We start from the raw sequence: 21,642 nt of genomic DNA, 5'->3' as shown, positions 1-21,642 counted from the left end.
TCCCGTACCGGTGGAGCATCTGGCCATGCGCCGTACGTTGCTCACCCTGGTCCTCTGCGGAACGCTCCTCTCCGCCAGTGCCGCCGCCGGGACCGCCGCCCCCGACCCGCTGTCCGGGCGGGTCTTCTCGTACGGCTCCCACACGCGTCAGAACATCACCGTGTACGGGCACGGGGGCACTCCCCTGGTGATCCTGCACGGCGGCTACTGGTCCAAGGACACCGACTGGAGCGGCTGGGCCCGGTGGTTCGCGGCGCGGGGGTTCACCGTGTACGACACCGACTACCGGCTGACGTCGGACGCCGTCTGGCCCGCGCAGCGCGACGACGTGCTCGCGGCGCTGCGCTGGGTCGGCCGCAGGGAGAACGGCGCCCGACCGCTCGTGCTCGGCTCCTCGGCCGGGGGCCAGCTCGCCCTCCAGGCGGGCACCTACGGGTCGGGCCTCTCACGGGTGCGGGGCGTCGTCGCCCTCTCCCCCGTGGCCTCGCCCTACCGTGCGTGGCTGGCCGGGGCGGAGCGGGGTGCCTCGCCCGAGCGGCGGGAGCTGCGCGGGGCCGCGGAGCGGCTTGCCGGGTGCGTGCCGGATCGCGCCGGGGCGCGTTGCTGGGAGCGGTGGGGGGACCTCGCCGCGGTCTCCCATGCCTCGGGGCCGGACGATGCCCCTCTCTTCCTCGTCCACTCGACGGGCGACTTCGTCCCTGTCGTCCACTCCGTCGAACTTGCCACGGCGCAGCGCCGTGCGGGTCTGCGGGACGTGACCGTACGCACGGTGGGTGGCTCCGCGCATGGCGCTCCGCTGTTGAAGGAACCTGGCATGGCGCGGGACGTTCTGCACTGGCTCCGGGGGCGCTTTTAAGGGGCGCGGGGAACTGCGCGGCCAGCCGTCGACGGCCCGCAGACGCGTCTGCCTTCGGCGGTTCCACGGCGGGTGCGGCTTTGTTTTTGGTTGCTCGCGCCCACGCGGCGGAGCCGCAAATGTCACAGTCCCGCGCCCCTTACGGGGCTACCTCAGCGCAAGCCGCCCCTGCGGCGGGGCAGGAACGTGAAGACCGCTCCGCCCAGAAGGATCACCGTGCCTGCGACCAGGCCGAGCGCCTGCAGCGTCCCGTTGGACTCCGCGCCGGTGTCGGCCAGACCGCCCCCACTGGCAGAGCCACCCGTGGCGGAGGAGCCACCCGCCGTACCGCCGGTCGAGCCGGAGCCACCGGCCGCGCCGCCCGGCTGGGCCGCCGTGTCGATCTCCAGGGAGACCTCACTCTTGACGGGCGTGCACGTCGTCGTCGTGCCGAGCGCCTTGACCGTCAGGACGCCCGGTGACAGCGTCGACTTCCCGTCCGCCCCCGGCTTGTACGTGCCGGTCAGGTCGGGGATCGTCATCGGGTCGCCGGACTTGATGGGCTGCTTGTTGGTCGGGCCCTCGACATGCACCGTGCCCTTGTCCGCGCCGCCCAGCTTGACCTCCATCGACGGCTTCACGGAGTCCGCGGGGATGTCGGCGGGGCTGTCCATCACGGCCTTCTTGAACTGCACCGTCAGGCCGTAGTCACCGCCGGCCTTCTTGGCGTTGATCTGGACGGGCGAGGTGGCTTCCTTGTCGCCGATGGGCGTCTTGCACTTGTACGGGGTCTGGACCTCCTTGCCGGGGAAGTCGGTCTGCCCGTCGCCGCCACCGGTCGTACCGCCGTTACTGCCGCCAGTGCTGTTGCCACCGTTGGTGCCACCGTTGGCGCCGCCATTGGTGCCGCCATTGGTGCCGCCCGACGTACCGCCCGAACTGCCGCCGCCCGCCGTCACCTTGATGGTCGCGCCCGCCTGCACCTGCTCCTTGGGCGCGCACTTGGTGTCGGTCGAGATCGGCTTGCTGACGTTGATGTTGTACGCATCAGGGGTGAGCGTGATGTCGCCCGCCGCGGTCAGCTTCAGCTTGCCCTTCATGTCCGAGAGGATCATCGGGCTGTTCTTCTTGATGGGCGGGTTCGTGCGCTCGCCCTCGACCTTCAGGTCCCCGCTCTGGCCGCCGCCCACCTTGATGGTGCCGGTCGGCTTCACGGTGTCCTTGTCGAGGTCGAGCACGTCCGGGTTCTTGGACGCGGCCTGGGTCGTCTTCCACACGACCTCGATCTCGTCGCCGACCTTCGCCGTGGCCGGTGCGGTGATCTCCACCTGGGTGGTGCCCTGCACGGGCGGCAGGCCCGAGATCGGCGGTGGGACGCACTCCGTCTTGTACGCGACCGCGGCGGCCTGCGCCGGGCCCGCGGTCAGCAGGATGCCCGCCCCGCCGAGCAGTAGCGCGACCGATGCCGCGCCCGCTCTCCGTCGTTGCGTGATCACGTGTTTCCCTTCGTCGGACTGTTGTCGGACGGTGCGGAGAGCTGACCGGCGGCCGGTGCGCCGGGGTCTGTGTCGGGGGTGAACCACGGCAGGGACGACGTCGACGTGGGCGACGTGGTCGTCGGATCGCCGGTGCCGCCGGGGTCCTTCGGCGGGCGCGTCCGCCGGTCCGCCGCGACCGCCCCCTGCGGCAGCCGCAACTTCGGCAGGCGTTCGGTGAGTTCGGACAGGCGCGCGGTGCGGTGGCGGCCGGTGCGCGCGGTGCGGCGCCGGTTCGGGCGGAGCTTGTCGACGACGACCATGCCGATGCGGAAGACGGCGGCGGGCACCACGACGCAGAGCAGGATCCAGAACAGGGTGACGCCCCAGGGGCGGCCCACCCCCCACGGCTGCTCGGCCAGTACCTTCTCGCCGAACTTCAGGGAGACCAGATAGTCGCCGTGCGCGCCCGCCGACAGCTCGACGGGCAGCTTGATCTGCGCCTTCTTGCCGGGCGCGATGGTGCCGCGCCACTGCTGTTCCTCCCACTGCGGGGCGAACACGCCGTGCGAGGTGCCGACTTGGAAGACGGGGTCCTTCACGGGCGCGGAGCCGACGTTGCCCACCGTGAAGACGAGCTTTCGCGACGGCGGCGCGCCGAACCAGGTCAGGACGCCGCTCGAACCCTCCAGGCGGGTGTCGGTCAGGACCGACAGCTTGCCGCCCTTCGCCTGCTCGGGCAGCGGCTTCACCGGGTGGCCCGCGACCTTGAACACGGTGTCGGCCTGCGACTTCTCGCCCGTCACCGTCGCCACGTGGACGACGCACGGGCAGGGCTCCGGCGGCTCGGCCACGGGGAGCTTCTTGCTGAAGGCGCCGTTCTTGTCCGTGGTGACGGCGCGGCCCTCGGAGTTGGCGCAGGAGTTGGTGCCGCCGATGACGCCCTTGCCGGGTGCGGACTGGCCGCAGACCAGCATCATCAGGAGCGTGTCGGGACGCCATCCCGTGCCCTTGACGGTGACCGAACCACCCTTGCCCGCCTGGGACTTGGACAGTTCCACGCTCGGCTTGTCCGCGGCGGACGCGGTCGCCTGCGGGCCCAGCGCGAAGCCGAGCAGCGCGAGGACGACGAAGCCCCACAGTGCGTGCCTGCCGCGCCGCCCACGCCTGTTCCGCTTGCCCTTCACAATCCCTCTCCCGTCCCCGTCCCCGTCCCCGTGCTCGTGCTCGTGCCCACCCTCGCCAGTTCCCGCGTGCTGTCCTGCCGCTCCGGCGGCGCCGCTGCCCGCCCGGGTTCGTCGGGGCCCCGCCGCCGTCTGCGTACGAGATGGAAGGCGCCGCCCGCGAGGGCGAGCAGCAGGGCCGTGCCGCCCGCCACCGCGCTCCACGGCACGAAGCGGGCAGACCCGCTCGCCTGCGCGCGGGCGCCGCCCGCCGCCGTCACCGTCAGCCGCACGTCGACCGAGTCGAACGCGGGCGCGTCCGGCCAGGGTTCGGTCAGGGAGACCCGGCGGCCGGGCAGCAGCTCGACGGGCAGGGTGCGGGGCGCACGGTCGACGAGCGTGCCGAAGACGCCGTCGGCGCGCACCGCGAGCTTCGGGGTCAGCACGGTGTTGCCGCGGTTGACCAGGTCGTAGGTGATGCGGCCGGTGTCCTTGTCGACCTTGACGCGCTCCACGGTGAGCGCCGCGAGCGTCGGCCCGCCGACCCGCAGGTGCAGCCGGACGCCCACCGTGCGGCCGCCGCCGGAGGCGACGATCGCCCCGGGGTGGTCGCCGGGCAGCGCGCCCGTCGGCACCGTCACGGTGAACGGCACCTCGGCGCGGGTCCGCGGCGGCACCTTCACCTGCCGCTTCGCGAAGGCGATCCAGGCGCCGGTGTCCTTCGGCGCGCCCTTGGCCGGGGTGACGGAGAGGGCCCCGGAGCCGGTGTTGGCCGCGTCCGCGCCCCGCAGGGACACCGTGCGGGGCTTCGGTCCCGGGTTGGTGACGGTGACGGTGTCCTGGAGCACCGTGCCCGGGGTGCCCTCCGCGTAGAAGTAGGGCCGCCCGTCCTTCGCGGGTCGGGTGCCGCCGCCCGTGGCGGGGGCGACGGACCACGCGGCCCCGCCGCCGTCCGCGTGCGCGGGGGTCGCGGCGGCGGCGAGGAGTGCGGCCGCGCACAGCGCTGCGCGCGCGGAGGACGGCATCGCCATCGGCGGCATCGGCGGCTCCTGGTGCGTCGTTCGGTGGCCGGTCCTGCGGGTCGCGGAGCGCCTACCGCGAGCGTGCCGCCTGGTTCCTGCGGGTCAGCCAGAGCGTGCCCGCCGCGCCCGCGAGCAGCACGGTGCCGCCGAGGGTGCCGAGGGCGATCGCCGAGTCGGCGGGTCCCGTCTGGGGCAGTTCCTCGCCGCCGGAGGGGGCGCTGTTGGACCCGGTGCTGCCGGAGCCGCCGGTCGAGCCGGAGCCACCCGTCGTACCACCGGAACCGTCCGAGCCACCCGAGCCGCCCGAACCGCCGCCCGAGCCCTTGACGTCCAGTTCGAGGGAGGGCTTGGGGCTGTTGGACGGTGTGCAGGTGGTGGTCGTGCCGAGCGCCTTGATGGTGAGGACACCGGCCGTGAAGGTGACCTTGCCGCTCTTCTTGGGCGTGTACGTCCCCGACAAGTCGCTGATCTTGATGGGGGTGTTGGCCGGTATCGCCTCGGTGTTCGCCGCTCCGGAGACCGGCACGGTGCCGCTGTCGGCGCCGCCGACCTTGATCACCGCACTTGGCTTCATCGCGCCCTTGCCGAGCTCCACCGGGCTGGAGGAGACGCCCTTCTGGAAGGACATGGTGAGTTTGTAGCCGCTGCCGCTCTTGACGCTCTTGATGTCGATCGGCGAGACCGCGCCCTTGTTGCCGATGGGCGTCTTGCACTGGTAGTTGACGTCCTGGACCGTGGCCTGCGCGGCTGGAGCGGCCATCAGCACCGCTGAGCCGCCGGCCAGGGCCGCGGCAAGCGCGAGCGCGGCCCCTCGTTTCTGGTACGACACCTCGTGTTCCCCTCATGCCGGTCGGGCGTGCCGCGGATGCGGAATTACTGACGGCACATCAGATTGGGCGCTCAAGGTACGCCTGGGGCGTTGTCGAGGGAAGACAAAGGACAGGCCGGATCCAGGCGTGCGCTAACCGCGGGTAACAGGTTTGATCCGGCCCTCCGCGCCGCCGGTTCGCACGCTCTTCGGCTGCGGCGCCGTCGTGGCTGGTCGCGCAGTTCCCCGCGCCCCTTACGGGGCACACCCCGGCCCGGAGGGGCCTTAAGGGGCGCGGGGAACTGCGCGCTCAGCCACGACGGTCCCCGCGGTCAAAACAGAGGGCACGGGGGGGCAGGCGACCCCCGGCGCAGCGCACCCCGCCCCGGAGGGGCCTTAAGGGGCGCGGGGAACTGCGCGCTCAGCCACAACGGACCCGCGGTCAAAACAAAGGGCACGGGGGGGGGAGGCGACCCCCGGCGCAGCACACCCCGCCCCGGAGGGGCCTTAAGGGGCGCGGGGAACTGCGCGCTCAGCCACAACGGACCCGCGGTCAAAACAGAGGGCACGGGGGGGCAGGCGACCCCCGGCGCAGCGCACCCCGCCCCGGAGGGGCCTTAAGGGGCGCGGGGAACTGCGCGCTCAGCCGCAGCGGGCCCGCACAAGACATGGAAGACGAGCCGACGTCACCCGATCCGCCAAGCCGCGCCGGTCAGGCGGGCGCGCCGAGCTCCGCCCAGACCGTCTTCCCGGTGACACCGGGCGCCCGCACGACCCCCCAGTCCAGACAGAGCCGCTGCACGATGAACATCCCGTGCCCACCGGGCCGCCCCGCCCGATGCGGCGTACGCGGCGCGGGCTGCCCCGTCCCCCGGTCGGAGACCTCGATCCGCAGGACCTTCCCGTCGCAGGAGAGCCACAGCTCGTCCGGGCCCTCCGCATGGAGACACGCGTTGGTGACGAGCTCGGACACGACGAGGAGCACGTCCTCGGCGGCGGCACGCCGATCCGCGCTCTCCGCGGGCAGCCAGCCCCACGCGTGCAGCGCCTGGCGCGTGTAGTCCCGGGCGAGCGGCACGATGCCGCTCGCGCCGTTCAGGCTCAGCCTGCGGACCTGACGCCCCGCGGGAGCGTCCGCGACGGCGGCCTCGGACTCCGGGCCGCGGTCGCCCGGCGAGTAAGGCCGGGTGGTGCTCATCAGCGCTTCACCTCACCGACAAGGGGACTGAGGACTCTGTACACATCGGGGGACACTTAGGGGGCATCGGCTGCTCGCCGTCTCTGGCTGTTGATGTCTGTCTGTTGGCGGATCCAGGTCTCTCCTGCCCGGCCGAACCGTGAGAACACCCACTTATTCGGGATGGGCCGTGTGACGCTGGTAACGCCTTGATCACGCAGAGACAACTGACGCGTAACTTTCGCGTACGACCTTCATGGACTCAGTCGACCAGGGCCGCTTCGAGCGTTTCGTGAACGGTGAAGACGGCCTCCGCGCCGGTGATCTCGAAGACCCGGGCCACCACCGGCAGCATCCCGGCCAGATGGACTCCGCCCCCCGCGGCCTCGGCCTTGAGCCGGGCGCCGAGCAGCACATTGAGCCCCGTGGAATCACAGAACTCGAGACGCGAGCAGTCGACGACGAGGCGTGCGTAGCCGTCTGCCAGGCAGTTTTCGAGCGGTTCGCGCAGCAGATCGGCCGTGTGGTGATCCAACTCACCCGCAGCGGCCACCACGGCACTCTCGCCCGCCTTCCACACTTCGACCAGAAGCCGGCCCCTGTGTGCGCTGCCGACCGTCCCGCGGTCCATGCCGTCACTCTCTTCCGACCGTCGTGGCTATTGATGACGCCCCTGAACATTACGCCTTCCGTACGGTCTGGGGTACCCGAACATCCCCCAGAATTCGGACATTTCACCACGGACCGCACTTGCGACCGAGTTACCGAAGCGGGTAGGGGTAGAAGGGACAGCAATCAACACGACGGCTTTGGAGGCGCCGCACACCGCAGTGCACGTACTGGCATCGGCAGCCATATGCCGAGAACGATGGAGGACACCATGTCACCCCGGCTCGACGAATCGCGCACTGACCAAGCGACGTCGACACCCCCGCCTAACCGCTCCGCAACCGTGATCCCGGGTCCTGCCACGGAGGCCGTGCCCAGCACGACGGCCCCCGAAGCCCTCGAAGGGCTCCAAGACCTTCCCGAGATCCCGCCGTACGACGAGGTGGGGCCGCTGGATGCGCGGGCCCTGTCCAAGACCCTCTTCGAGCGCCTCGAATCGCTTGAGGAAGGCACCCACGAATACGCGTACGTCCGCAACACCCTGGTGGAGCTCAACCTCGCCCTGGTGAAGTTCGCCGCCTCCCGGTTCCGCTCCCGCAGCGAGCCAATGGAGGACATCATCCAGGTCGGCACCATCGGCCTGATCAAGGCGATCGACCGCTTCGAGCTCAGCCGCGGCGTCGAGTTCCCCACCTTCGCGATGCCGACGATCGTCGGCGAGATCAAGCGCTTCTTCCGCGACACCAGTTGGTCGGTCCGGGTACCGCGCCGACTGCAGGAACTCCGACTGGACCTCGCCAAGGCGGGCGACGAACTCGCCCAGCAGTTTGATCGCGCCCCCACGGTGGGCGAGCTCGCCGAGCGCCTGGGCATCTCCAACGACGAGGTCGTCGAGGGGATGGCCGCGTCCAACGCCTACACGGCGAGCTCCCTGGACGCGCAGCCGGAGGAGGACGACTCCGAGGGCGCGCTCGCCGATCGCATCGGCTACGAGGACCACGGACTCGAAGGCATCGAGTACGTCGAGTCGTTGAAGCCCCTGATCGCCGAACTGCCGCAGCGCGACCGGAAGATCCTCGCGCTCCGCTTCGTCGCGAACATGACGCAGTCGGAGATAGGCGAAGAGCTCGGCATCTCCCAGATGCACGTCTCCCGCCTGCTCTCCCGCACGCTCGTCAAGCTCCGCAAGGGGCTGACGGTCGAGGAGTGACCCGGCGTCACGCCATATCTCACGCCGTTCACGAGGGACCCTGTGGGGCCCACCCGCTGACTTCTCCGGTCAGAACGGGCGGGCCCCACACCCGTCTCCTCACCGCTCGCGGGACTCTCACACCTCCAACGCCTCCTGAACGAGTGCCACTCCCCGCCCACCGGGGCGATCGGGCCAGCCGGGCAGCGTCACACCGCGAATGACGTCCGGGCCGTAGTCCACGCCCTCCAGCGCGAGGACCAGCGCGAGCCGTCGCTCCGCTTGCAGCAGGCGGCGTTCGGCGGCGCGGCAGTAAGGGCGGGCGAGAGGTGACCCGCTCACGTCGACCGGACGATTCTCGGCGGCCTCACGTGCGTACGGGCTGCGCGGGAGGCGGGTCGGAGCTCGCGGGCCGGAGCGCGGTCCGCGCGGCGGTGGCTCCTCCGCCTCCGCGACGCGGGCGCGGCGGGTGCCCGTTCCGGGCAGGAACCGGGCGAGGAGGCGGCGCAGCACCTATCCCTCCCCCAGCTCGCACCAGACGGTCTTGCTGTCGGGCCCCTGTTCCACGCCCCAGCGGAGCGAGACCGCGTCGAGCAGGGCGAGGCCGCGGCCCGTCTCGTCGTCCCCCGCCGCCGTGCGGAGGACGGGCCAGACGCGCGGGTCGGGGTCGGTGACGGCCACGCGGATCCGGCCGGGGGCGCGGGTGAGGCGGACGGTGACGGGGGTTCCCTCGCCGAGGTGGCGGATCACGTTGCTGAGCAACTCGCTGACGCAGAGCTGTACGTCGGGGTGGGGGCCGTGCGGGTGCCATCCGCTCAGGGTGCGGCGGAGTTCGGGGACCACCTTGGGGACGGCGAGGAGGTCGAGTTCGAGGGTGGGGGCAGGGGCGGGGGCGGAGTCTGGGCCCGGGTCGTGCATGGGGTACGCCTTCCGTGCGCTGTGTGATGGATTGGTCACACAGTGACGTTGAGCGGCGTAGCGTGACAGGGGTTTGGGTTCCACAGTGCGATGTGTGGAAGGCGGTCAACTGTGGCGGCACGCAGGGACATTGATGGTTCGGCGAGCGTTCCCGCCTTCTACGGCAAGGAGCTGCGCTGGAAGCGGGAGGCGGCGGGGTGCACGCTCCAGGAGACTGTGGAGGGGAGTTACTTCGGGGCGACGTATCTGAGTGAGATCGAGCGGGGCGAACGGCGGATGCCGTTGGAACTGGCCTGCCATGTGGACCAGTTCCTGGGGACGGACGGGTTCTTCGAGCGGCGATGCGCGGATGTGCGGAAGGCCCGGAAGGGCGCACATGCCGAGTACTTCGTGCAGGTCTTGGAGGCAGAGCCTCGGGCACGGATCATCGAGGAGTGGAACACCGCACTTGTCCCCGGGCTGTTGCAGACCGGGACGTACGCGCAAGCGGTAATCCACTCCACGTATCCGCTGGACCTCCCGGAGGAGGTCGATGCGAAGATCGACGCTCGACTGCAGCGGGCCGGACTTTTCGACAACCCCAAGAAGCCGGAGTACTGGACGATCCTGCACGAGTCCCTGCTGAGGGAGCCGATCCTCCCGTCGGAGGGGATGGCCGAACAGCTGGACCACATCGCCGCGTTGGCAAAGCGCCGCCGGATCGTTCCACAGATCCTCCAGTGGAACGCTCCGACCCGTCCCTTCATGGATATGCCTCTCCTGTTCATGGAGTTCGACGACGCGCCGCCCCTCATGTACACGGAGGGTCCGTACCACGGCCAGTGCATCGACGATCCGGCTCTCGTGAAGCCATACCGGAAGGCATACGATCGGCTCAGGGCCGCCGCACTGCCGCCTGAGGCGTCCCTCGCCATGATCGAGGATGCGGCTGAGGATTACCGAAATGGCAAGCCACGACATTGACTTGAGCACCGCCGACTGGCGCAAGAGCAGCTACAGCAACGGCGGTGGCGGCAACTGCCTCGAAGTCGCGGACGGACTCCCCGACCTCGTCCCCGTCCGGGACTCCAAGCTCACGGACGGCGGCCCCGCCCTCCTGTTCCCCGCCACCGCGTGGACCCCCTTCATCACCGCCGTCACGGCAGGTGAACTGACGACCACCTAAGGGAGACCGCCCATGCCGTTGGACGGCGAGGACTGGCGCAAGTTCTTCGACGCGTTCGAGCGGGAGGCGTGGCGATTCGAGGCGCAGCCGACGTACGCCATGCCCAGAGAGCAGGAGAACGTCGCCCGCTTCCTGCGGGGCGAGGCCAAGCCGCCCGGCCACAACGCCCGCTGGCACGAGCGAGTGCGCGGTTACGTCGAGTCCGGCAAGCGCATCGGCCGCGTCCGCATCGTGCGTCGGCCACTCACCGACTACCAGCGGTACCAATTCGCGTGGGGCATCCCGGGCAACCTGGCGGCAGGCGAGGACATCCGCGTCCTGGACGTGACGCGGGAGGACTACGGGCTGCCGCTCACCGGGCGCGACTGGTGGATGTTCGACGAGTCCCGCATCGCCCACCTGAACTTCCGGCCGGACGGCACCCAGATCAATCGCGAGGCGTACGAGGGAGATCCAGCTCCCTACCGGGAGTGGAAGCGCATAGCCCTGGAGCACGCCGTGCCCTTCGAGGAGTACGTGAAGAGATGGCTCTAGCCCCGTGCCTAGCCAGAGCTACGCCTTGAGCATCGCGACCTCGCGCGCGTGCTCGGCCAACTCGCGTACCGCGTGAGCCTTCTGGTGCGGGCGCATGCTCTTGCGCATCGCGTGAAAGTGATCGTCTCCGCGAGCCGAGGACACCTGTTCGTACTCGGCGAGGAAGCAGCCCCAGGACTGGCACGCCGCGTCGACATGCCCGAGTTGGAGCTGCCGCTGAGCGAGCAGGGCGATGGCAACACCTCCCGCACCCCCTGATCCCGACCCCGTCCCACCTGGCGGAGGAGGGGTCGCGATGGACAAGACCGCGACATCGAGGAGGACCAATGGGTAAGCACAAGGGCGAGCCGAGCGACAAGCCGTGGACGCCGCCTCCCGAGCCCCCCAGTCCCGACGGCGGCGGCCCGAGCAAGTAGGTGACATGGACTACCAAGCAATCGCTCGCCGGGAACTCGACGTCATGGGGGCCTTCCGGTCCCCATGGCTTCGATCCGCCTTCGACGCCGTGGACCGCGAGGCCTTCGCCCCCGACGCGTTCTGGGGGTACGACACGGACGAGCACGGGCGCCACGTGGTGATCGACAAGGCGGCCGACGCGGACGCGTGGCGCCGGGCCGTGTGGAACACCCATCGCTCACTCATCACGCAGATGGACGACGGGGTCACCGCAGAGCAGGGGCCCCTCAAGGGGGACTTCACCTCTTCGATCTCGGCACTGGACATCGTCTTGGAGAAGCTGAACCAGCTCGAAGTCGAACCCGGCCATAGCCATGGGGTTCTGCACATCGGCACGGCCTCGGGCTACGACTCCGCCGTGCTCAGCGAAGTCGTGGGGAGTGAGAACCTGACCACCATCGAGTTCGATCCGGTCCTGGCCGCGCGTGGCGCCAAGAACCTTCGAGGTGCCGGGTACACGCCCACAGTCATCTGCGGGGACGGCCTGGAGGGCTGGGTGGCGACCGCTCCGTACGACAGGGTCATCTCCACGGCAGCCGTACGAAGCATCCCGCGTCAATGGCGCGAAAAGTCCCGTGACGGCGCGATCGTCCTGGTGCCCTTCAACACGCTCTACGCACGAGGTGGCCTTCTGAAGCTGCGGGTGCGTGGCGGAGTCGCGTCAGGTCGGTTCGTCGGCGGGGCCTGCTACATGTGGGTGCGCAGCCACCGCCCCAAGAATCAGCTCATGCCCCCGGTCGACAGCCGGAAGGATGCCTCGCCCATCGACCCTGAAGAGATTCTGGGGCGCGGCTGGGCTCAGGACTTCGCGCTGGGGCTGTACCTGCCGGACGTGTCCCTGTCCCACCGCGGAGAAGGCGAGGACCGGCAGGTCCAGCTCTGGGACGAGGAGGGGACGTCGGTCGCCATCGTCAACTACGACGAGTGGTGGCGTGGCAGAGCGGTGACCGTCTACGGAGAGCGGAACCTCTGGGCCGAGCTGGTCGGGGCGTACAGCGCGTGGTGTCTTTCCGGGCGGCCGGACTACAGGCGCTTCGGGCTCACCTACGACGAGGCCGGTGAGCACCTCTGGCTCAAGCATCCAGCAGACGTCCTGCGGTCCAGGCCGACTTGGTGACCCGCCGCTCACACCCGCGCGAGCACCGCCGCCCGCGACCGGCTCAGGACCACACACCCGTCTCCTCACCGCTCGCGGGGCTTTCACACCTACGGCGTACGCGGAGTCCGGCAGGTCAGGTCCTTCGCGGGGAGCCTGCCCGTGGTCAGGTAGTGCGTCGCGGCCTTGTCCGCGCAGCGATTGCCGTCGGGCGCGTAGAGGACTCCGTGTCCCTCGCCGCCCGCGACGGTGAGCAGCCGGGAGCCGCGCAGCGCCCGGTGCAGGGCCCGGCCCGCGAAGAGGGGCGTCTGGGAGTCCCACTCGTTCTGCGTGATCAGCGCCCCGACCCCGTTGTCGATCCTGGTCTGCGGTTCGCTGCCCCGCTGCCAGAAGGCGCAGGGGGTGATGGCCGCCGCGAAGTCGCCGTACAGCGGATACCGGGCCTTGTCTCGGATCGCCTCGCGGCGGTACTGCGCCGGGTCGTGCGACCAGGTGCGGGTGTCGGCGCACATGACGGACCAGGCGCTGGAGAGGAAGTGGTCGTCGGGCGCCTCGGCCCCCTGCCCCGGCGTGCCGGACGGGGCCGGGTCGACGTCGCTGCCCTTGGCCGCCCTTCTCAGTCCGGCGATCCGTTCGGCGGCCCTCTGGACGTGGAAGAACGTGCTGTTGTCGGCACGGATGGCGTCGCCGGTGAGGGGCTGTCCCTCGAACACGATGGGCTCGCGGTTCGCCCGCGCGATCAGGTCCCAGTACGTCTTGCGGACCTTCGCCGGAGTGTCGCCGAGGCCGTAGGCCGCGTGCCGACGGGCGGTCCACGCGGTCCAGCGCGTGAAAGCGTGCTCGGCCGCCTTCGCCATGTCCTGGAACATCCCCCGGTAGATCCGGGTCGGGTCGGTCGCGCTGTCCAGCACGAACCGGTCGGCCCGCCGCGGGAACAGCTGCGTGTAGACGGCGCCGAGGTAGGTGCCGTAGGAGGCCCCCAGGTAGGAGATGGTCTTCTCGCCAAGCGCCGCGCGGATGACGTCCATGTCGCGGGCGCTGTTGCGGGTGGTGAGGTGCGCCAGCTTGCCACCGGCCCTGGCCCGGCACTTCCCGGCGATGGTACGGGCCCGGGCCACGTCCTTCGCGAAGGTCTCCGCCTTGTACGGCCGGTCGGCCTGTTCCTCGGCGGTGAGACCGCAGCTGACCGGGGAGCTCCGCCCGACGCCCCTCGGGTCGAAGCCGACGAGGTCGTACCGCCGCCGTACTTCCGCGGGGTACTTCATGAGCGGGTCGACGGGCAGGTGCAGGCCCGGTCCGCCGGGGCCGCCCGGGTTCAGCAGCAGAACGCCGTGGCGTGCCTTGGCGCTGCCCGCCTTCAGCCGGGATATCGCGAGGTCGATCGTCCTGCCGCCGGGGTCGCCGTAGTCCAGCGGCACCTTGAGGGTCGCGCACCGGAAGGTGGCGGGGCCCTTGGCGTCGCAGCGTTTCCACCGGAGCTTCTGCTGCGCGTACGGGCGCAGGGGGTCCTTGGCCGTGGGGGCGCCGGATGCCGTGGAGACGACGAAGTCCGTTGCGGGCGTCAGCGCCGAAAGGGCGGCCGCCGCGAGGCCGACGGCGAGTAGGGAGGCTTTGCGGGTGATTCTGCTTCGCACGATGGTGCTCGTCCTTGTCGAAGAGAGTGGGCAGCTAATTCACCGATGCGGGAGACGACGGAGGTGAGGGAAAGGAAAGCCGCTCACATTCCGTTCACGTGGTCGCGAACGCACTGCGTGTACTCGTGGAAACTGTCGGGCTGATAGCACTCCTGCGTCTTGTTCGCGTACCAGAGCATGAAGACGGCGACGAGCCCTGACACCACGATCGCGAGGGACGACGTCACCACGGCGGTGACCGCCTTGCCCCGGCCCGCACCGGTCCGCTTGGCCGTCAGCAGCGCGGCGATGCCCAGGATCAGGCCGATCACGGCGAGCGGGCCGCCGATGAAGACGACCGAGGTGCACAGGCCGATGACGCCCAGCGTCACGGCGGCCGTGGCCAGGCTGTTCTTCGGTGCCGTCGGAGGTTCCGTCGGAGGTGCTGTCGGAGGTGCCGTCGCATTCCGTACGGCGTGGTCCTGAGCGGAGGCGTTCATCGGTCTGCCCGTCCTTTCGTCCCGTCAACTGGTGAGAACCCGATTCTGGTTTTCGGGGCCCTTGGGCACATCGCGGGAAGGCGGGAGAATTCCCTCCCCCGATCGGGGGAGGGCGCCGGTGGGCGGTCCGGTCATACTTGCCTGGCCATGTTCAGAGGAATCCGGCCGCTGCTGAGCGGCTCCACGTATGCGGGTGCGCTGTTCGCCTATTGCGGCGCGTTGGCGAGCCTTCCCCTGCTGCCTTTCGCCGCGCTACCTGCGGTGGCTTGGCCGTCCGCTCCCGTGGGCGTGCAGTTCGCGCTGACCGCGCTGGTCTGGGCCGTACTGATCGGTGCGATCGGCCTCGCCCGCACCACGCGGCGGGTGCTGATCGCCTGCGCCCGGCGGATGCTGGGGGTGCCGTTGCCGGACCCCGTGGGCGAGCGTCGGCGCGGCGCCGACCGGCTGCGGACCCCGCTCTGGCTGCTGTCGCACGTGCTCCTCGGGTGGGTGGGGGCGCAGCTCGGCGTCCTGCTGTTCGTCGCGGGTCTGCTCCTTCCCGGCGGGTGGGCCGGTGCCGAGGCCGGGGTGAGTGTGCACGGCTGGTCGCTGCGGGCGGGGAGCGGCTGGCAGAGCTGGGCGGCGGCCCTCTGCTGCGTGCTGCTCGCGGCGGCTCTGTGCCTGGCGGTGACGTACGCCCTGCGGTGGCTGGCGCCCAGGCTCCTCGGCCCTTCGTCGGGCGAGCGGCTCGCCCTCGCGGCCGAGCGGGAGCGGGCCCTCGCCGAGCGCGAACGGGTCCTGGCCGAACGCAACCGTCTTGCCCACGAGTTGCACGACTCGATCGGGCACACTCTGACGGCCGCCACGATCCAGGCGGCGGTGGCGGGCGAGATGCTCGGTGCCGACCCGGTGGCGGCGCGGGCCGCCCTGCGCAGCATCGAGGAGTCGACCCGGGCCGCCCTTGAGGACCTGGACTACGTGCTCGGCATGCTGCGCGAGGAGAAGGCGGGTACCGCACCTGCCAGGACCCTGGCCGACCTGCCCGAACTCCTCGACCGGCTGCGGCACGCGGGCGCGGTGGTGGAGCCCGACCTTTCGGGCGACTACGCGCAGGCGCAGGGCACGCTCTCCCGGGCGGCGTACCGGATCCTGCAGGAAGGGCTGACGAACGCGCTGCGGCACGGGGCGGGCGGTCCGATCCAGGTCAAGGTGGCGGCCGCGCCGGACTCGCTGGAGCTCGCCGTGGTCAACCGGACAGGCGCCGGGAGCGGCACGGGCCAGGGCGCCTTCCCGACGTCCGGGCACGGTCTGCCCGGCCTCGTCGAGCGGGTGCGGCTCCTGAACGGCGAGATCGAGGCCGGTCCCGACGGGCCTGAGCACTGGCGGCTCGCGGTCCGGCTGCCCGTACGCTTGCCCGCATGATCGACCGCACCACCCTCCTCATCGCGGACGACGACGAGGTGACCCGCAGCGGTCTGCGCACGCTGCTCGCGATGCAGCCGGGGATCGCCGTCGTCGGGGAGGCCGCCGACGGCGTCGAAGCGGTCGAGCGGGCCCGGCAGTTGCGGCCGGACGTGGTCCTGATGGACGTACGCATGCCGCGCCGCAACGGCATCGAGGCCACCCGGCAGCTCCTCGCCGAGTCGGCGGACCCGCCGAAGGTCGTGGTGATCACCACCTTCGAGAACGACGACTACGTCACCGCCGCGCTCAGCGCGGGCGCCAGCGGCTTCGTGCTCAAGCGGCTCCCCGTCCCCAAGATCGCGGAGGCGGTGCGGGTGGTCGCGGCGGGCGAGGCGATCCTCTTCCCCGCGGCGCTGCGCCAGATGGTCGCCGCCCGCCCACGGGAATCCGCGGATGCGCTGCCGCGGGCGGCGCTGACGGGCCGGGAGGAGGAGGTGCTGCGCCTGATGGCCACCGGTCGGTCCAACCCGGACATCGCGGAGTCGTGCCGGGTGAGCCTGGAGACGGTGAAGACGCACGTCGGGAACGTACTGACCAAACTCGGCGCGCAGAACAGGACCCACGCGGTGGTGATCGCGTACGAAACCGGCCTGGTCGTGCCCGGGGGCGCGGGGGCCGGGTGAGCGGGGCGTCACACCCACGCGAGTGAGCTGGGCGTCACACCCGCGCGAGCACCGCCGCCCGCGACCGGCTCAGGACCACCGCGCCGAGGGCCGCGCCCCAGCAGACCAGGACCAGGAGCGGGCGCAGCCAGGAGGTGTCCGCCCCGCCGGGGGTGACCAGCGTGGCCAGTTGGTCGAGGGAGCGGGTCGGGAGGTAGTCGGCGGCGCGGCGCAGGCCCGTGGGGAAGTCGTCGAGCGGGAACCACAGGCCGCCCAGGAGTGCCAGCGGGAAGAACACGCCGAGGCAGGTGAACTGCGCGGCCTCGCCCACCGCCACGAGGCCCACGGCCAGGCCCGCCACCACGAAGACGGCGCTGGCACCCCAGATCACGGCCAGCGCGGCGAGCCAGTCGGCCGCGGGCATCGACACGTCGTTGACCAGCGCGCCAAGGGCGAAGACCACCAGGGTCGCGGGCAGCGTGGCCAGCCACGCGGTGAGGGCCTTGGCCCCCAGGTAGGCGCGGCCCGAAAGCGGGGTCAGCAGGATCTGCCGGGCCCAGCCCTCGCCGCGCTCCGCGCCGAGCCGGATGCCCGCGGCGTTGAGCGCGCCGAAGAACGCGCCCGACACCGACATGGACAGCATGTAGTCACGGGCGAAGTCCGGGCTGTCCGAGATGGCATCGGCCGCCACCACGGTGAACATCAGGTAGAACCCCGCGGAGAAGAGCACCGAGAAGGTCAGGAAGTAGCCGCTGCGGATGAGGCAGAGGGTGTCCAGCTTCGCGTAGCGCAGCACGTGCACGTCAGTGCTCCTCTTCCAGCAGGGTGGCCACGGCGTCCTCCAGGGAGGCCGTCGTGAGGGTGAGGCCGCGCGGCACGGTCCCGGCCGTGCCGCCGACCTTGGCGTAGAGCGCGGCGAGCGTCGCGTCGCTGTCGGTGGTGGTGAGCACGCGGGTGCCGTCGTCGCGCTCCTCGGTCGTGCGGACGCCGGGCAGGCCGCGCAGCATGCTGTCGGGCAGCGGCTCGTCCGTGCGAAAGGAGACGCGGCTCTCGGTGAACGCCGAGCGCAGCTCGTCGACCGTGCCGTCCGCGACGATCCGGCCCGCCCTGAGCACCACCACGCGGTCGGCGAACTGTTCGGCCTCGTGCAGGTAGTGGGTGGTGAAGAGCACCGTCGCGCCGCTCCTCGCGCGCTCGTTGAGGATCTCCCAGAAGCGGCCGCGCGCCGCGACGTCGAGGGCGACGGTGGGCTCGTCGAGGAACAGCAGCCGCGGCAGTCCCGCCAGGGCGAGGCCCAGGCGCAGACGCTGCCGCTCGCCGCCCGACAGCTGTGTCACCTGCCGTCGGCTCAACTCCCCCAGGCCGCACTCGGCCAGGACCTCTTCGCTGGCACGCCGCCCGTACAACTCGGTTACCAGGGTGATCAGTTCGCCGACGCGCACGTTGCGCATCAGGCCCGACTCCTGCAGCATCGCGCCGAGTTCGCCCGCGGCGAGCCCGGGTCCCGGCGGGCCGCCGAGCACCTCGACGGTGCCGCCGGTCGGCCGCAGCAGGCCGAGCATGACGTGGGTCAGCGTCGTCTTGCCCGCGCCGTTGGCGCCGAGCAGCGCCACCCGCTCGCCGCGCCGCACCTCGAGGCCGACCCTGGACAGGGCCTGTATCCGGGCGCCGCCGCGCCGCCGGACGACATCGACGTCGCGCACGCGTACCAGAATTTCCGCCGCCGTCATCCTCGCCCCTTGCCCCTCGTCCGATTCCGACGCCATCGAGCCGCGCCAGAGTAGCAGTAGATCGTTTACGGGAAATGGTTCACAATCGTTCACCAATGACATTTGTAACCGGTATTCGATGACGCGGCCCGGGGAATTCCGCGTTGACAGGCGAGTTCCGGCCTTCCGATACTTGGGAACTTGTGCGGGACATTCACCATTCGCGTTCCGCGCTTCATCGATAAGTGATCCGGGAGGTGAATTCACTTGAAGATCGAGAGCGTGATCGTTGTCGAGCACCGCAGTTCGGCCCTCCAGCCGGGCCTCGTGTCGGCGGCCGACGGGGCCGCCTTCGGCGTCGTGGTGCCCGGGGCGTCCTCCTGCTGCGCAGGTTGTACGTCCACGTCCTGCGGAGCCGTAGTGCGCCCGCTGGCGTAAGCAGAAGGGGTGCCGGGCGCGCGCGGCCCGGCACCTCCAGGGGCGGCACGGCGCCGCAGGAGGAAGCGAGAGATGATTCCCAAACCTGTCATCATCAATGTCCCTGTCGACGACGTCGACGCCGGAATCGATTTCTACGAGGGGTTTCTCGGGCTCCGGCTCGCCCGCTCCCTCGCACCTGACCAGATTTCTTTCCACGCCCCCGTTTCGAGCGACGGCATACTGCTCACCGTCAATAAGCGGAATTTCCCGGGCGAGGGCCCTACGGTGATGTTCGCTGTCGAGGACATGGATGCGGCACTCGCGTCGTGGAAAGCGTCGGGCGGCACCGTCGTGGCCGGACCCTATGACCTTCCGCTGCCGCAGAAGATCCGCGACGAATTCCGTGATCAATTCCGGGACAGCCCCTTCTACCGCGGTGAGGCGGGCGACTCCATGGGGCGGGGCGCGAGCCTGCACGACGCCGAGGGCAACCGCCTGGGGATCGTCGAGCTCAGCGAGTGGGCGCACGCCACGTTCGCCCTCGGCGCGTACGCGAACCCGGTCAGCGAGGAGCAGTTGAAGGACCAGTCGATCGCGCTCGCCCGGCGGGTCCCCGCGAGCACCCAGCTGTTCGACGCGGCAGGCGCGACAGACGCGACGGACGCGACGGACGCGACGACCGAGCGGCACCGGCCAGGAGGACCCAGCGCATGAACGAGGATTCCGGTCTCACCCAGTTCAGCCTCGGCATCAACGCCTATCGCGTACTGGCGCCCGAGGCGCGGTCGGTGGGCGTGCGCACGCACCAGCTCCGCTTCGACAACCTGGGCGCCGAACCCGCCGCCGCGTCCGGCAGCCGCGTGGCCGAGGAGTTCCTGACGGCCAGCCGCCTGCGGGCCCACGACCGCGAGGGCGTCCTGTCCGCCGCCGACTACTTCGGCGACTCCATGGTCACCACGCTCGCCCAGCTCGACGACGACCCGGTCGCCACCCACCAGCTCACCGAACTGCCCGCCTCCGTCGCGGCCACGATGGAGCTCGGCGAGGCCCTGATGCGGCGGCGCAGCGTGCGCCGCTACAGCGGGGACCCCATCGCCGCGGCCGAACTCGCCACCGTCCTGCGGCTCGCCGACGGGCTCACGGCGGAGGCCGACGTGGAGCTCCTGCGCGGCGGCCACGAGACGTTCCGCTTCCGTACGGCGCCCAGCGGCGGCGGTCTCTTTCCGGTGGCGCTGCACGTCGTCGCGCTCGACGTGAGCGGCCTGGACGTGGGCGTCTACCGCTACCAGCCCGTCCGCGACGTGCTGGTCAAGGAGGACGGCAGGGCGGGCGTCGACCGGGTCCTGGACGCCTTCACCACACCGGGCACCGCGATCGCCTTCGACACCGCGGCGGCGCTGGTGGTCCTGGTCGCGAGTCCCTGGCGGAGCATGCGCAAGTACGGGCCGCGGGGCCTGCGTTTCGTCCTGCACGAGTCCGGCGCCATCGCGCAGAACATGCACCTCGCGGTGACCTCGCTCGGCCTGGGCTCGACCGACTGCGCCAGCTTCGTCGACGACGAGGTGCACGCGGCGCTCGGCATCGACGGGGTGCTGCGGGCGGCCGTGCACTCGGTGGTCCTGGGGAGGCTGGAGTGACCGGTGCCGCCGCGGCGGGCGGAGCGGGCGGCGCCGGCCGGGACCTCCTCGTCTACCTGCACATCCCGTTCTGCCGCTCCAAGTGCCACTTCTGCGACTGGGTGACGGAGGTGCCGACCTCGGAGCTCCTGCTCAAGGAGAGCGACCAGCCGCGCCTTCGCTACATCGACGCGCTCTGCCACGAAATCACCGAGCGCGGCGCCACGTTGGGCGCCGCGGGCTACCGGCCGACCATCCTCTACTGGGGCGGCGGCACCGCCTCCATCCTCACCCTCGAAGAGATCGCGAAGGTGAGCGCGGCCCTGCACGAGGCGTTCCCGCTGCGCGAGGGTCTTCGCGAGTCGACGATCGAGTGCAGTCCCGAGACCCTCGACCCCGACAAGCTCGCCGCGTTCCGCGAGGTCGGCTTCACCCGGCTGAGCAGCGGCGTGCAGTCCTTCGACGACCGGCGGCTGCGCACCCTGGGCCGCAGCCACGACGCGGACCAGGCCCGCCGCATCGTCCAGGAGGCGGCCGACGCCGGGTTCGAGGACATCAGCATCGACCTGATCTGCGGCTTCCCGGGGCAGCCGCCCGCCGAGACGTACGACGCCGTGCGCACCGCGCTCGACCTGCCCCTCACCCATGTCGCGCTGTACCCCTACCGTCCCGCGCACGGCACGGTGATGCGCCGCCAACTGGGGCGCGGCAACCGGCACATCGACCGCGACGAGCAGAAGCGCGGCTACGCCGTGGGCGCCGAGCTCCTTGCCGACGCGGGCTTCCCGGAGTACGCGATGAGCCACTTCGGCACCCCGGACCACCTCTGCCACAGCGACCTGGCCTACTTCCAGCTCCGCTCCGACTGGGCCGGATTCGGCTCCGGCGCCACCTCGGTGCTCGGCGGCCGCTACCTCTCGCACGCCCGCGGCCGCCTCCTCGACTACAACCGCGACCCGCTCGTCTTCGAGGAGGAGTACGAACTGGCCTCGGCCGCGATCGCGCCGCGCCTGCTCTACCAGTCCCTGACGACGTACGAGGGCGCGCGCCGCGACTGGTGGGAGGAGCGCACCGGGCGCCCCTTCGACGAGGTGATGGACCAGCGCGCCTGCCGCACCCTCCTCGACTTCTTCGCCTCCGTCACCACCGTTGAGCGCGACGAGGACGGCCTGCGGCTGCCTCCCGACGACGTCGCCGACGCCTTCATCGAGCTGCAGTACCTGAACGCGCCCCGGCAGGGGCGCACCGACCTGTCCGTGACTGCCGCCGCACTCATGGGCTGACCCGACCGG

The 21,642-nt window shown here is 71.0% G+C and carries 25 protein-coding genes; 13 read left to right on the top strand and 12 right to left on the bottom strand.

The window, feature by feature from the left end; translation table 11 throughout:
- Positions 1-25 precede the first annotated feature (25 nt).
- Positions 26-856, top strand: a complete 831-nt coding sequence (locus CP970_RS26115; RefSeq protein WP_055544108.1) for an alpha/beta hydrolase — start codon at positions 26-28, stop codon at positions 854-856.
- Between the two features lie 152 nt (positions 857-1,008).
- Here CP970_RS26115 and CP970_RS26110 read toward each other — a convergent pair whose 3' ends face one another.
- The 6 genes from CP970_RS26110 to CP970_RS26085 all read right to left on the bottom strand — a co-directional run bounded on the left by CP970_RS26110 (position 1,009) and on the right by CP970_RS26085 (position 7,111).
- The gene (locus CP970_RS26110; RefSeq protein WP_224059301.1) at positions 1,009-2,328 is read right to left on the bottom strand and encodes a hypothetical protein; all 1,320 of its coding nucleotides are present in this window, start codon (positions 2,326-2,328) and stop codon (positions 1,009-1,011) included.
- A complete protein-coding gene (locus CP970_RS26105) occupies positions 2,328-3,452 on the bottom strand; it encodes a hypothetical protein (RefSeq protein ID WP_055544126.1) in 1,125 nt (374 codons plus the stop codon). The genes CP970_RS26110 and CP970_RS26105 overlap by 1 nt, the downstream gene beginning before the upstream one ends.
- Before the next feature lie 41 nt (positions 3,453-3,493).
- Positions 3,494-4,513 (bottom strand): COG1470 family protein, encoded by a 1,020-nt coding sequence (locus tag CP970_RS26100; protein WP_191094953.1) that lies wholly within the window; start codon positions 4,511-4,513, stop codon positions 3,494-3,496.
- Positions 4,514-4,565: 52 nt separating this feature from the next.
- Positions 4,566-5,324, bottom strand: a complete 759-nt coding sequence (locus tag CP970_RS26095; protein ID WP_055544107.1) for an LPXTG cell wall anchor domain-containing protein — start codon at positions 5,322-5,324, stop codon at positions 4,566-4,568.
- A 691-nt stretch (positions 5,325-6,015) separates the two neighbouring features.
- Positions 6,016-6,501: an ATP-binding protein gene (locus tag CP970_RS26090; RefSeq protein WP_055544106.1), complete on the bottom strand. Its 486-nt coding sequence runs from the start codon at positions 6,499-6,501 to the stop codon at positions 6,016-6,018.
- 241 nt (positions 6,502-6,742) lie between these two features.
- Complete coding sequence (locus CP970_RS26085; protein ID WP_055544105.1) at positions 6,743-7,111, bottom strand: STAS domain-containing protein; 369 nt, start codon at positions 7,109-7,111, stop codon at positions 6,743-6,745.
- A gap of 237 nt (positions 7,112-7,348) precedes the next feature.
- On the opposite strand from CP970_RS26085, the gene CP970_RS26080 reads away from it, so the two are divergent.
- The gene (locus tag CP970_RS26080; protein ID WP_398655783.1) at positions 7,349-8,299 is read left to right on the top strand and encodes an RNA polymerase sigma factor SigF; all 951 of its coding nucleotides are present in this window, start codon (positions 7,349-7,351) and stop codon (positions 8,297-8,299) included.
- A 117-nt stretch (positions 8,300-8,416) separates the two neighbouring features.
- Here CP970_RS26080 and CP970_RS26075 read toward each other — a convergent pair whose 3' ends face one another.
- Entirely contained in the window at positions 8,417-8,791 is a 375-nt protein-coding gene (locus tag CP970_RS26075; protein WP_150493994.1) for a hypothetical protein, read from the bottom strand.
- Positions 8,792-9,235 carry an ATP-binding protein gene (locus tag CP970_RS26070; protein ID WP_398655780.1) on the bottom strand — a complete coding sequence of 148 codons (444 nt, stop codon included), beginning with the start codon at positions 9,233-9,235 and terminating at the stop codon, positions 8,792-8,794.
- A gap of 72 nt (positions 9,236-9,307) precedes the next feature.
- Between CP970_RS26070 and CP970_RS26065 the strand changes: the two genes are divergently transcribed.
- The 5 genes from CP970_RS26065 to CP970_RS26050 all read left to right on the top strand — a co-directional run bounded on the left by CP970_RS26065 (position 9,308) and on the right by CP970_RS26050 (position 12,468).
- Positions 9,308-10,159 (top strand): helix-turn-helix domain-containing protein, encoded by an 852-nt coding sequence (locus CP970_RS26065; protein WP_107099115.1) that lies wholly within the window; start codon positions 9,308-9,310, stop codon positions 10,157-10,159.
- Positions 10,140-10,361, top strand: coding sequence for a DUF397 domain-containing protein (locus CP970_RS26060; protein WP_055555472.1), 222 nt, complete (start codon positions 10,140-10,142; stop codon positions 10,359-10,361). The genes CP970_RS26065 and CP970_RS26060 overlap by 20 nt, the downstream gene beginning before the upstream one ends.
- A gap of 12 nt (positions 10,362-10,373) precedes the next feature.
- Positions 10,374-10,895, top strand: a complete 522-nt coding sequence (locus CP970_RS26055) for a DUF6879 family protein (RefSeq protein ID WP_055555474.1) — start codon at positions 10,374-10,376, stop codon at positions 10,893-10,895.
- Positions 10,896-11,012: 117 nt separating this feature from the next.
- Complete coding sequence (locus CP970_RS44315) at positions 11,013-11,153, top strand: hypothetical protein (protein ID WP_157877837.1); 141 nt, start codon at positions 11,013-11,015, stop codon at positions 11,151-11,153.
- 163 nt (positions 11,154-11,316) lie between these two features.
- Positions 11,317-12,468: a protein-L-isoaspartate O-methyltransferase family protein gene (locus CP970_RS26050; RefSeq protein WP_079043994.1), complete on the top strand. Its 1,152-nt coding sequence runs from the start codon at positions 11,317-11,319 to the stop codon at positions 12,466-12,468.
- Between the two features lie 89 nt (positions 12,469-12,557).
- On the opposite strand, the gene CP970_RS26045 is transcribed toward CP970_RS26050, so the two are convergent.
- Both CP970_RS26045 and CP970_RS26040 read right to left on the bottom strand, forming a co-directional pair.
- Positions 12,558-14,081 (bottom strand): alpha/beta hydrolase, encoded by a 1,524-nt coding sequence (locus tag CP970_RS26045; RefSeq protein WP_079043995.1) that lies wholly within the window; start codon positions 14,079-14,081, stop codon positions 12,558-12,560.
- Between the two features lie 83 nt (positions 14,082-14,164).
- The gene (locus tag CP970_RS26040; protein ID WP_224058708.1) at positions 14,165-14,560 is read right to left on the bottom strand and encodes a DUF4190 domain-containing protein; all 396 of its coding nucleotides are present in this window, start codon (positions 14,558-14,560) and stop codon (positions 14,165-14,167) included.
- Between the two features lie 147 nt (positions 14,561-14,707).
- Here CP970_RS26040 and CP970_RS26035 point away from each other — a divergent pair, with 147 nt between their 5' ends.
- Entirely contained in the window at positions 14,708-15,961 is a 1,254-nt protein-coding gene (locus tag CP970_RS26035) for a sensor histidine kinase (protein WP_055555481.1), read from the top strand.
- On the top strand, positions 15,958-16,626 hold the full coding sequence (locus CP970_RS26030) for a response regulator transcription factor (protein WP_055555483.1): 669 nt from the start codon (positions 15,958-15,960) through the stop codon (positions 16,624-16,626). The genes CP970_RS26035 and CP970_RS26030 overlap by 4 nt, the downstream gene beginning before the upstream one ends.
- Before the next feature lie 34 nt (positions 16,627-16,660).
- Here CP970_RS26030 and CP970_RS26025 read toward each other — a convergent pair whose 3' ends face one another.
- A complete protein-coding gene (locus CP970_RS26025) occupies positions 16,661-17,407 on the bottom strand; it encodes an ABC transporter permease (protein WP_055555485.1) in 747 nt (248 codons plus the stop codon).
- A gap of 1 nt (position 17,408) precedes the next feature.
- Positions 17,409-18,335 (bottom strand): ABC transporter ATP-binding protein, encoded by a 927-nt coding sequence (locus tag CP970_RS26020; RefSeq protein WP_055555487.1) that lies wholly within the window; start codon positions 18,333-18,335, stop codon positions 17,409-17,411.
- A 246-nt stretch (positions 18,336-18,581) separates the two neighbouring features.
- On the opposite strand from CP970_RS26020, the gene CP970_RS44310 reads away from it, so the two are divergent.
- The 4 genes from CP970_RS44310 to CP970_RS26005 all read left to right on the top strand — a co-directional run bounded on the left by CP970_RS44310 (position 18,582) and on the right by CP970_RS26005 (position 21,633).
- Positions 18,582-18,752 (top strand): hypothetical protein, encoded by a 171-nt coding sequence (locus CP970_RS44310; protein WP_157877838.1) that lies wholly within the window; start codon positions 18,582-18,584, stop codon positions 18,750-18,752.
- A gap of 72 nt (positions 18,753-18,824) precedes the next feature.
- The gene (locus tag CP970_RS26015) at positions 18,825-19,448 is read left to right on the top strand and encodes a VOC family protein (protein WP_055555490.1); all 624 of its coding nucleotides are present in this window, start codon (positions 18,825-18,827) and stop codon (positions 19,446-19,448) included.
- Positions 19,445-20,371 (top strand): SagB/ThcOx family dehydrogenase, encoded by a 927-nt coding sequence (locus CP970_RS26010; protein ID WP_055555493.1) that lies wholly within the window; start codon positions 19,445-19,447, stop codon positions 20,369-20,371. Before CP970_RS26015 ends, CP970_RS26010 begins: the two co-directional genes overlap by 4 nt.
- Positions 20,368-21,633 (top strand): coproporphyrinogen-III oxidase family protein, encoded by a 1,266-nt coding sequence (locus CP970_RS26005; protein WP_055555494.1) that lies wholly within the window; start codon positions 20,368-20,370, stop codon positions 21,631-21,633. The genes CP970_RS26010 and CP970_RS26005 overlap by 4 nt, the downstream gene beginning before the upstream one ends.
- Positions 21,634-21,642 lie beyond the last annotated feature (9 nt).

Source organism: Streptomyces kanamyceticus (assembly GCF_008704495.1).
GTDB classification, from domain to species: domain Bacteria; phylum Actinomycetota; class Actinomycetes; order Streptomycetales; family Streptomycetaceae; genus Streptomyces; species Streptomyces kanamyceticus.
The sequence above is the reverse complement of the archived record's forward strand: the minus strand, read 5'-3'. Positions and strand labels throughout refer to the sequence as shown.

What these genes read in the sequence shown, in the direction of transcription:
- CP970_RS26085 (WP_055544105.1), bottom strand. Translation starts at nt 7,111, where the DNA reads ATGGACCGCGGGACGGTCGGCAGCGCACACAGGGGCCGGCTTCTGGTC.
- CP970_RS26115 (WP_055544108.1), top strand. Translation starts at nt 26, where the DNA reads ATGCGCCGTACGTTGCTCACCCTGGTCCTCTGCGGAACGCTCCTCTCC.
- CP970_RS26090 (WP_055544106.1), bottom strand. Translation starts at nt 6,501, where the DNA reads ATGAGCACCACCCGGCCTTACTCGCCGGGCGACCGCGGCCCGGAGTCC.
- CP970_RS26040 (WP_224058708.1), bottom strand. Translation starts at nt 14,560, where the DNA reads ATGAACGCCTCCGCTCAGGACCACGCCGTACGGAATGCGACGGCACCT.
- CP970_RS26055 (WP_055555474.1), top strand. Translation starts at nt 10,374, where the DNA reads ATGCCGTTGGACGGCGAGGACTGGCGCAAGTTCTTCGACGCGTTCGAG.
- CP970_RS26050 (WP_079043994.1), top strand. Translation starts at nt 11,317, where the DNA reads ATGGACTACCAAGCAATCGCTCGCCGGGAACTCGACGTCATGGGGGCC.
- CP970_RS26030 (WP_055555483.1), top strand. Translation starts at nt 15,958, where the DNA reads ATGATCGACCGCACCACCCTCCTCATCGCGGACGACGACGAGGTGACC.
- CP970_RS26035 (WP_055555481.1), top strand. Translation starts at nt 14,708, where the DNA reads ATGTTCAGAGGAATCCGGCCGCTGCTGAGCGGCTCCACGTATGCGGGT.
- CP970_RS26010 (WP_055555493.1), top strand. Translation starts at nt 19,445, where the DNA reads ATGAACGAGGATTCCGGTCTCACCCAGTTCAGCCTCGGCATCAACGCC.
- CP970_RS26020 (WP_055555487.1), bottom strand. Translation starts at nt 18,335, where the DNA reads ATGACGGCGGCGGAAATTCTGGTACGCGTGCGCGACGTCGATGTCGTC.
- CP970_RS26060 (WP_055555472.1), top strand. Translation starts at nt 10,140, where the DNA reads ATGGCAAGCCACGACATTGACTTGAGCACCGCCGACTGGCGCAAGAGC.
- CP970_RS26015 (WP_055555490.1), top strand. Translation starts at nt 18,825, where the DNA reads ATGATTCCCAAACCTGTCATCATCAATGTCCCTGTCGACGACGTCGAC.
- CP970_RS26080 (WP_398655783.1), top strand. Translation starts at nt 7,349, where the DNA reads ATGGAGGACACCATGTCACCCCGGCTCGACGAATCGCGCACTGACCAA.
- CP970_RS26100 (WP_191094953.1), bottom strand. Translation starts at nt 4,513, where the DNA reads ATGCCGCCGATGGCGATGCCGTCCTCCGCGCGCGCAGCGCTGTGCGCG.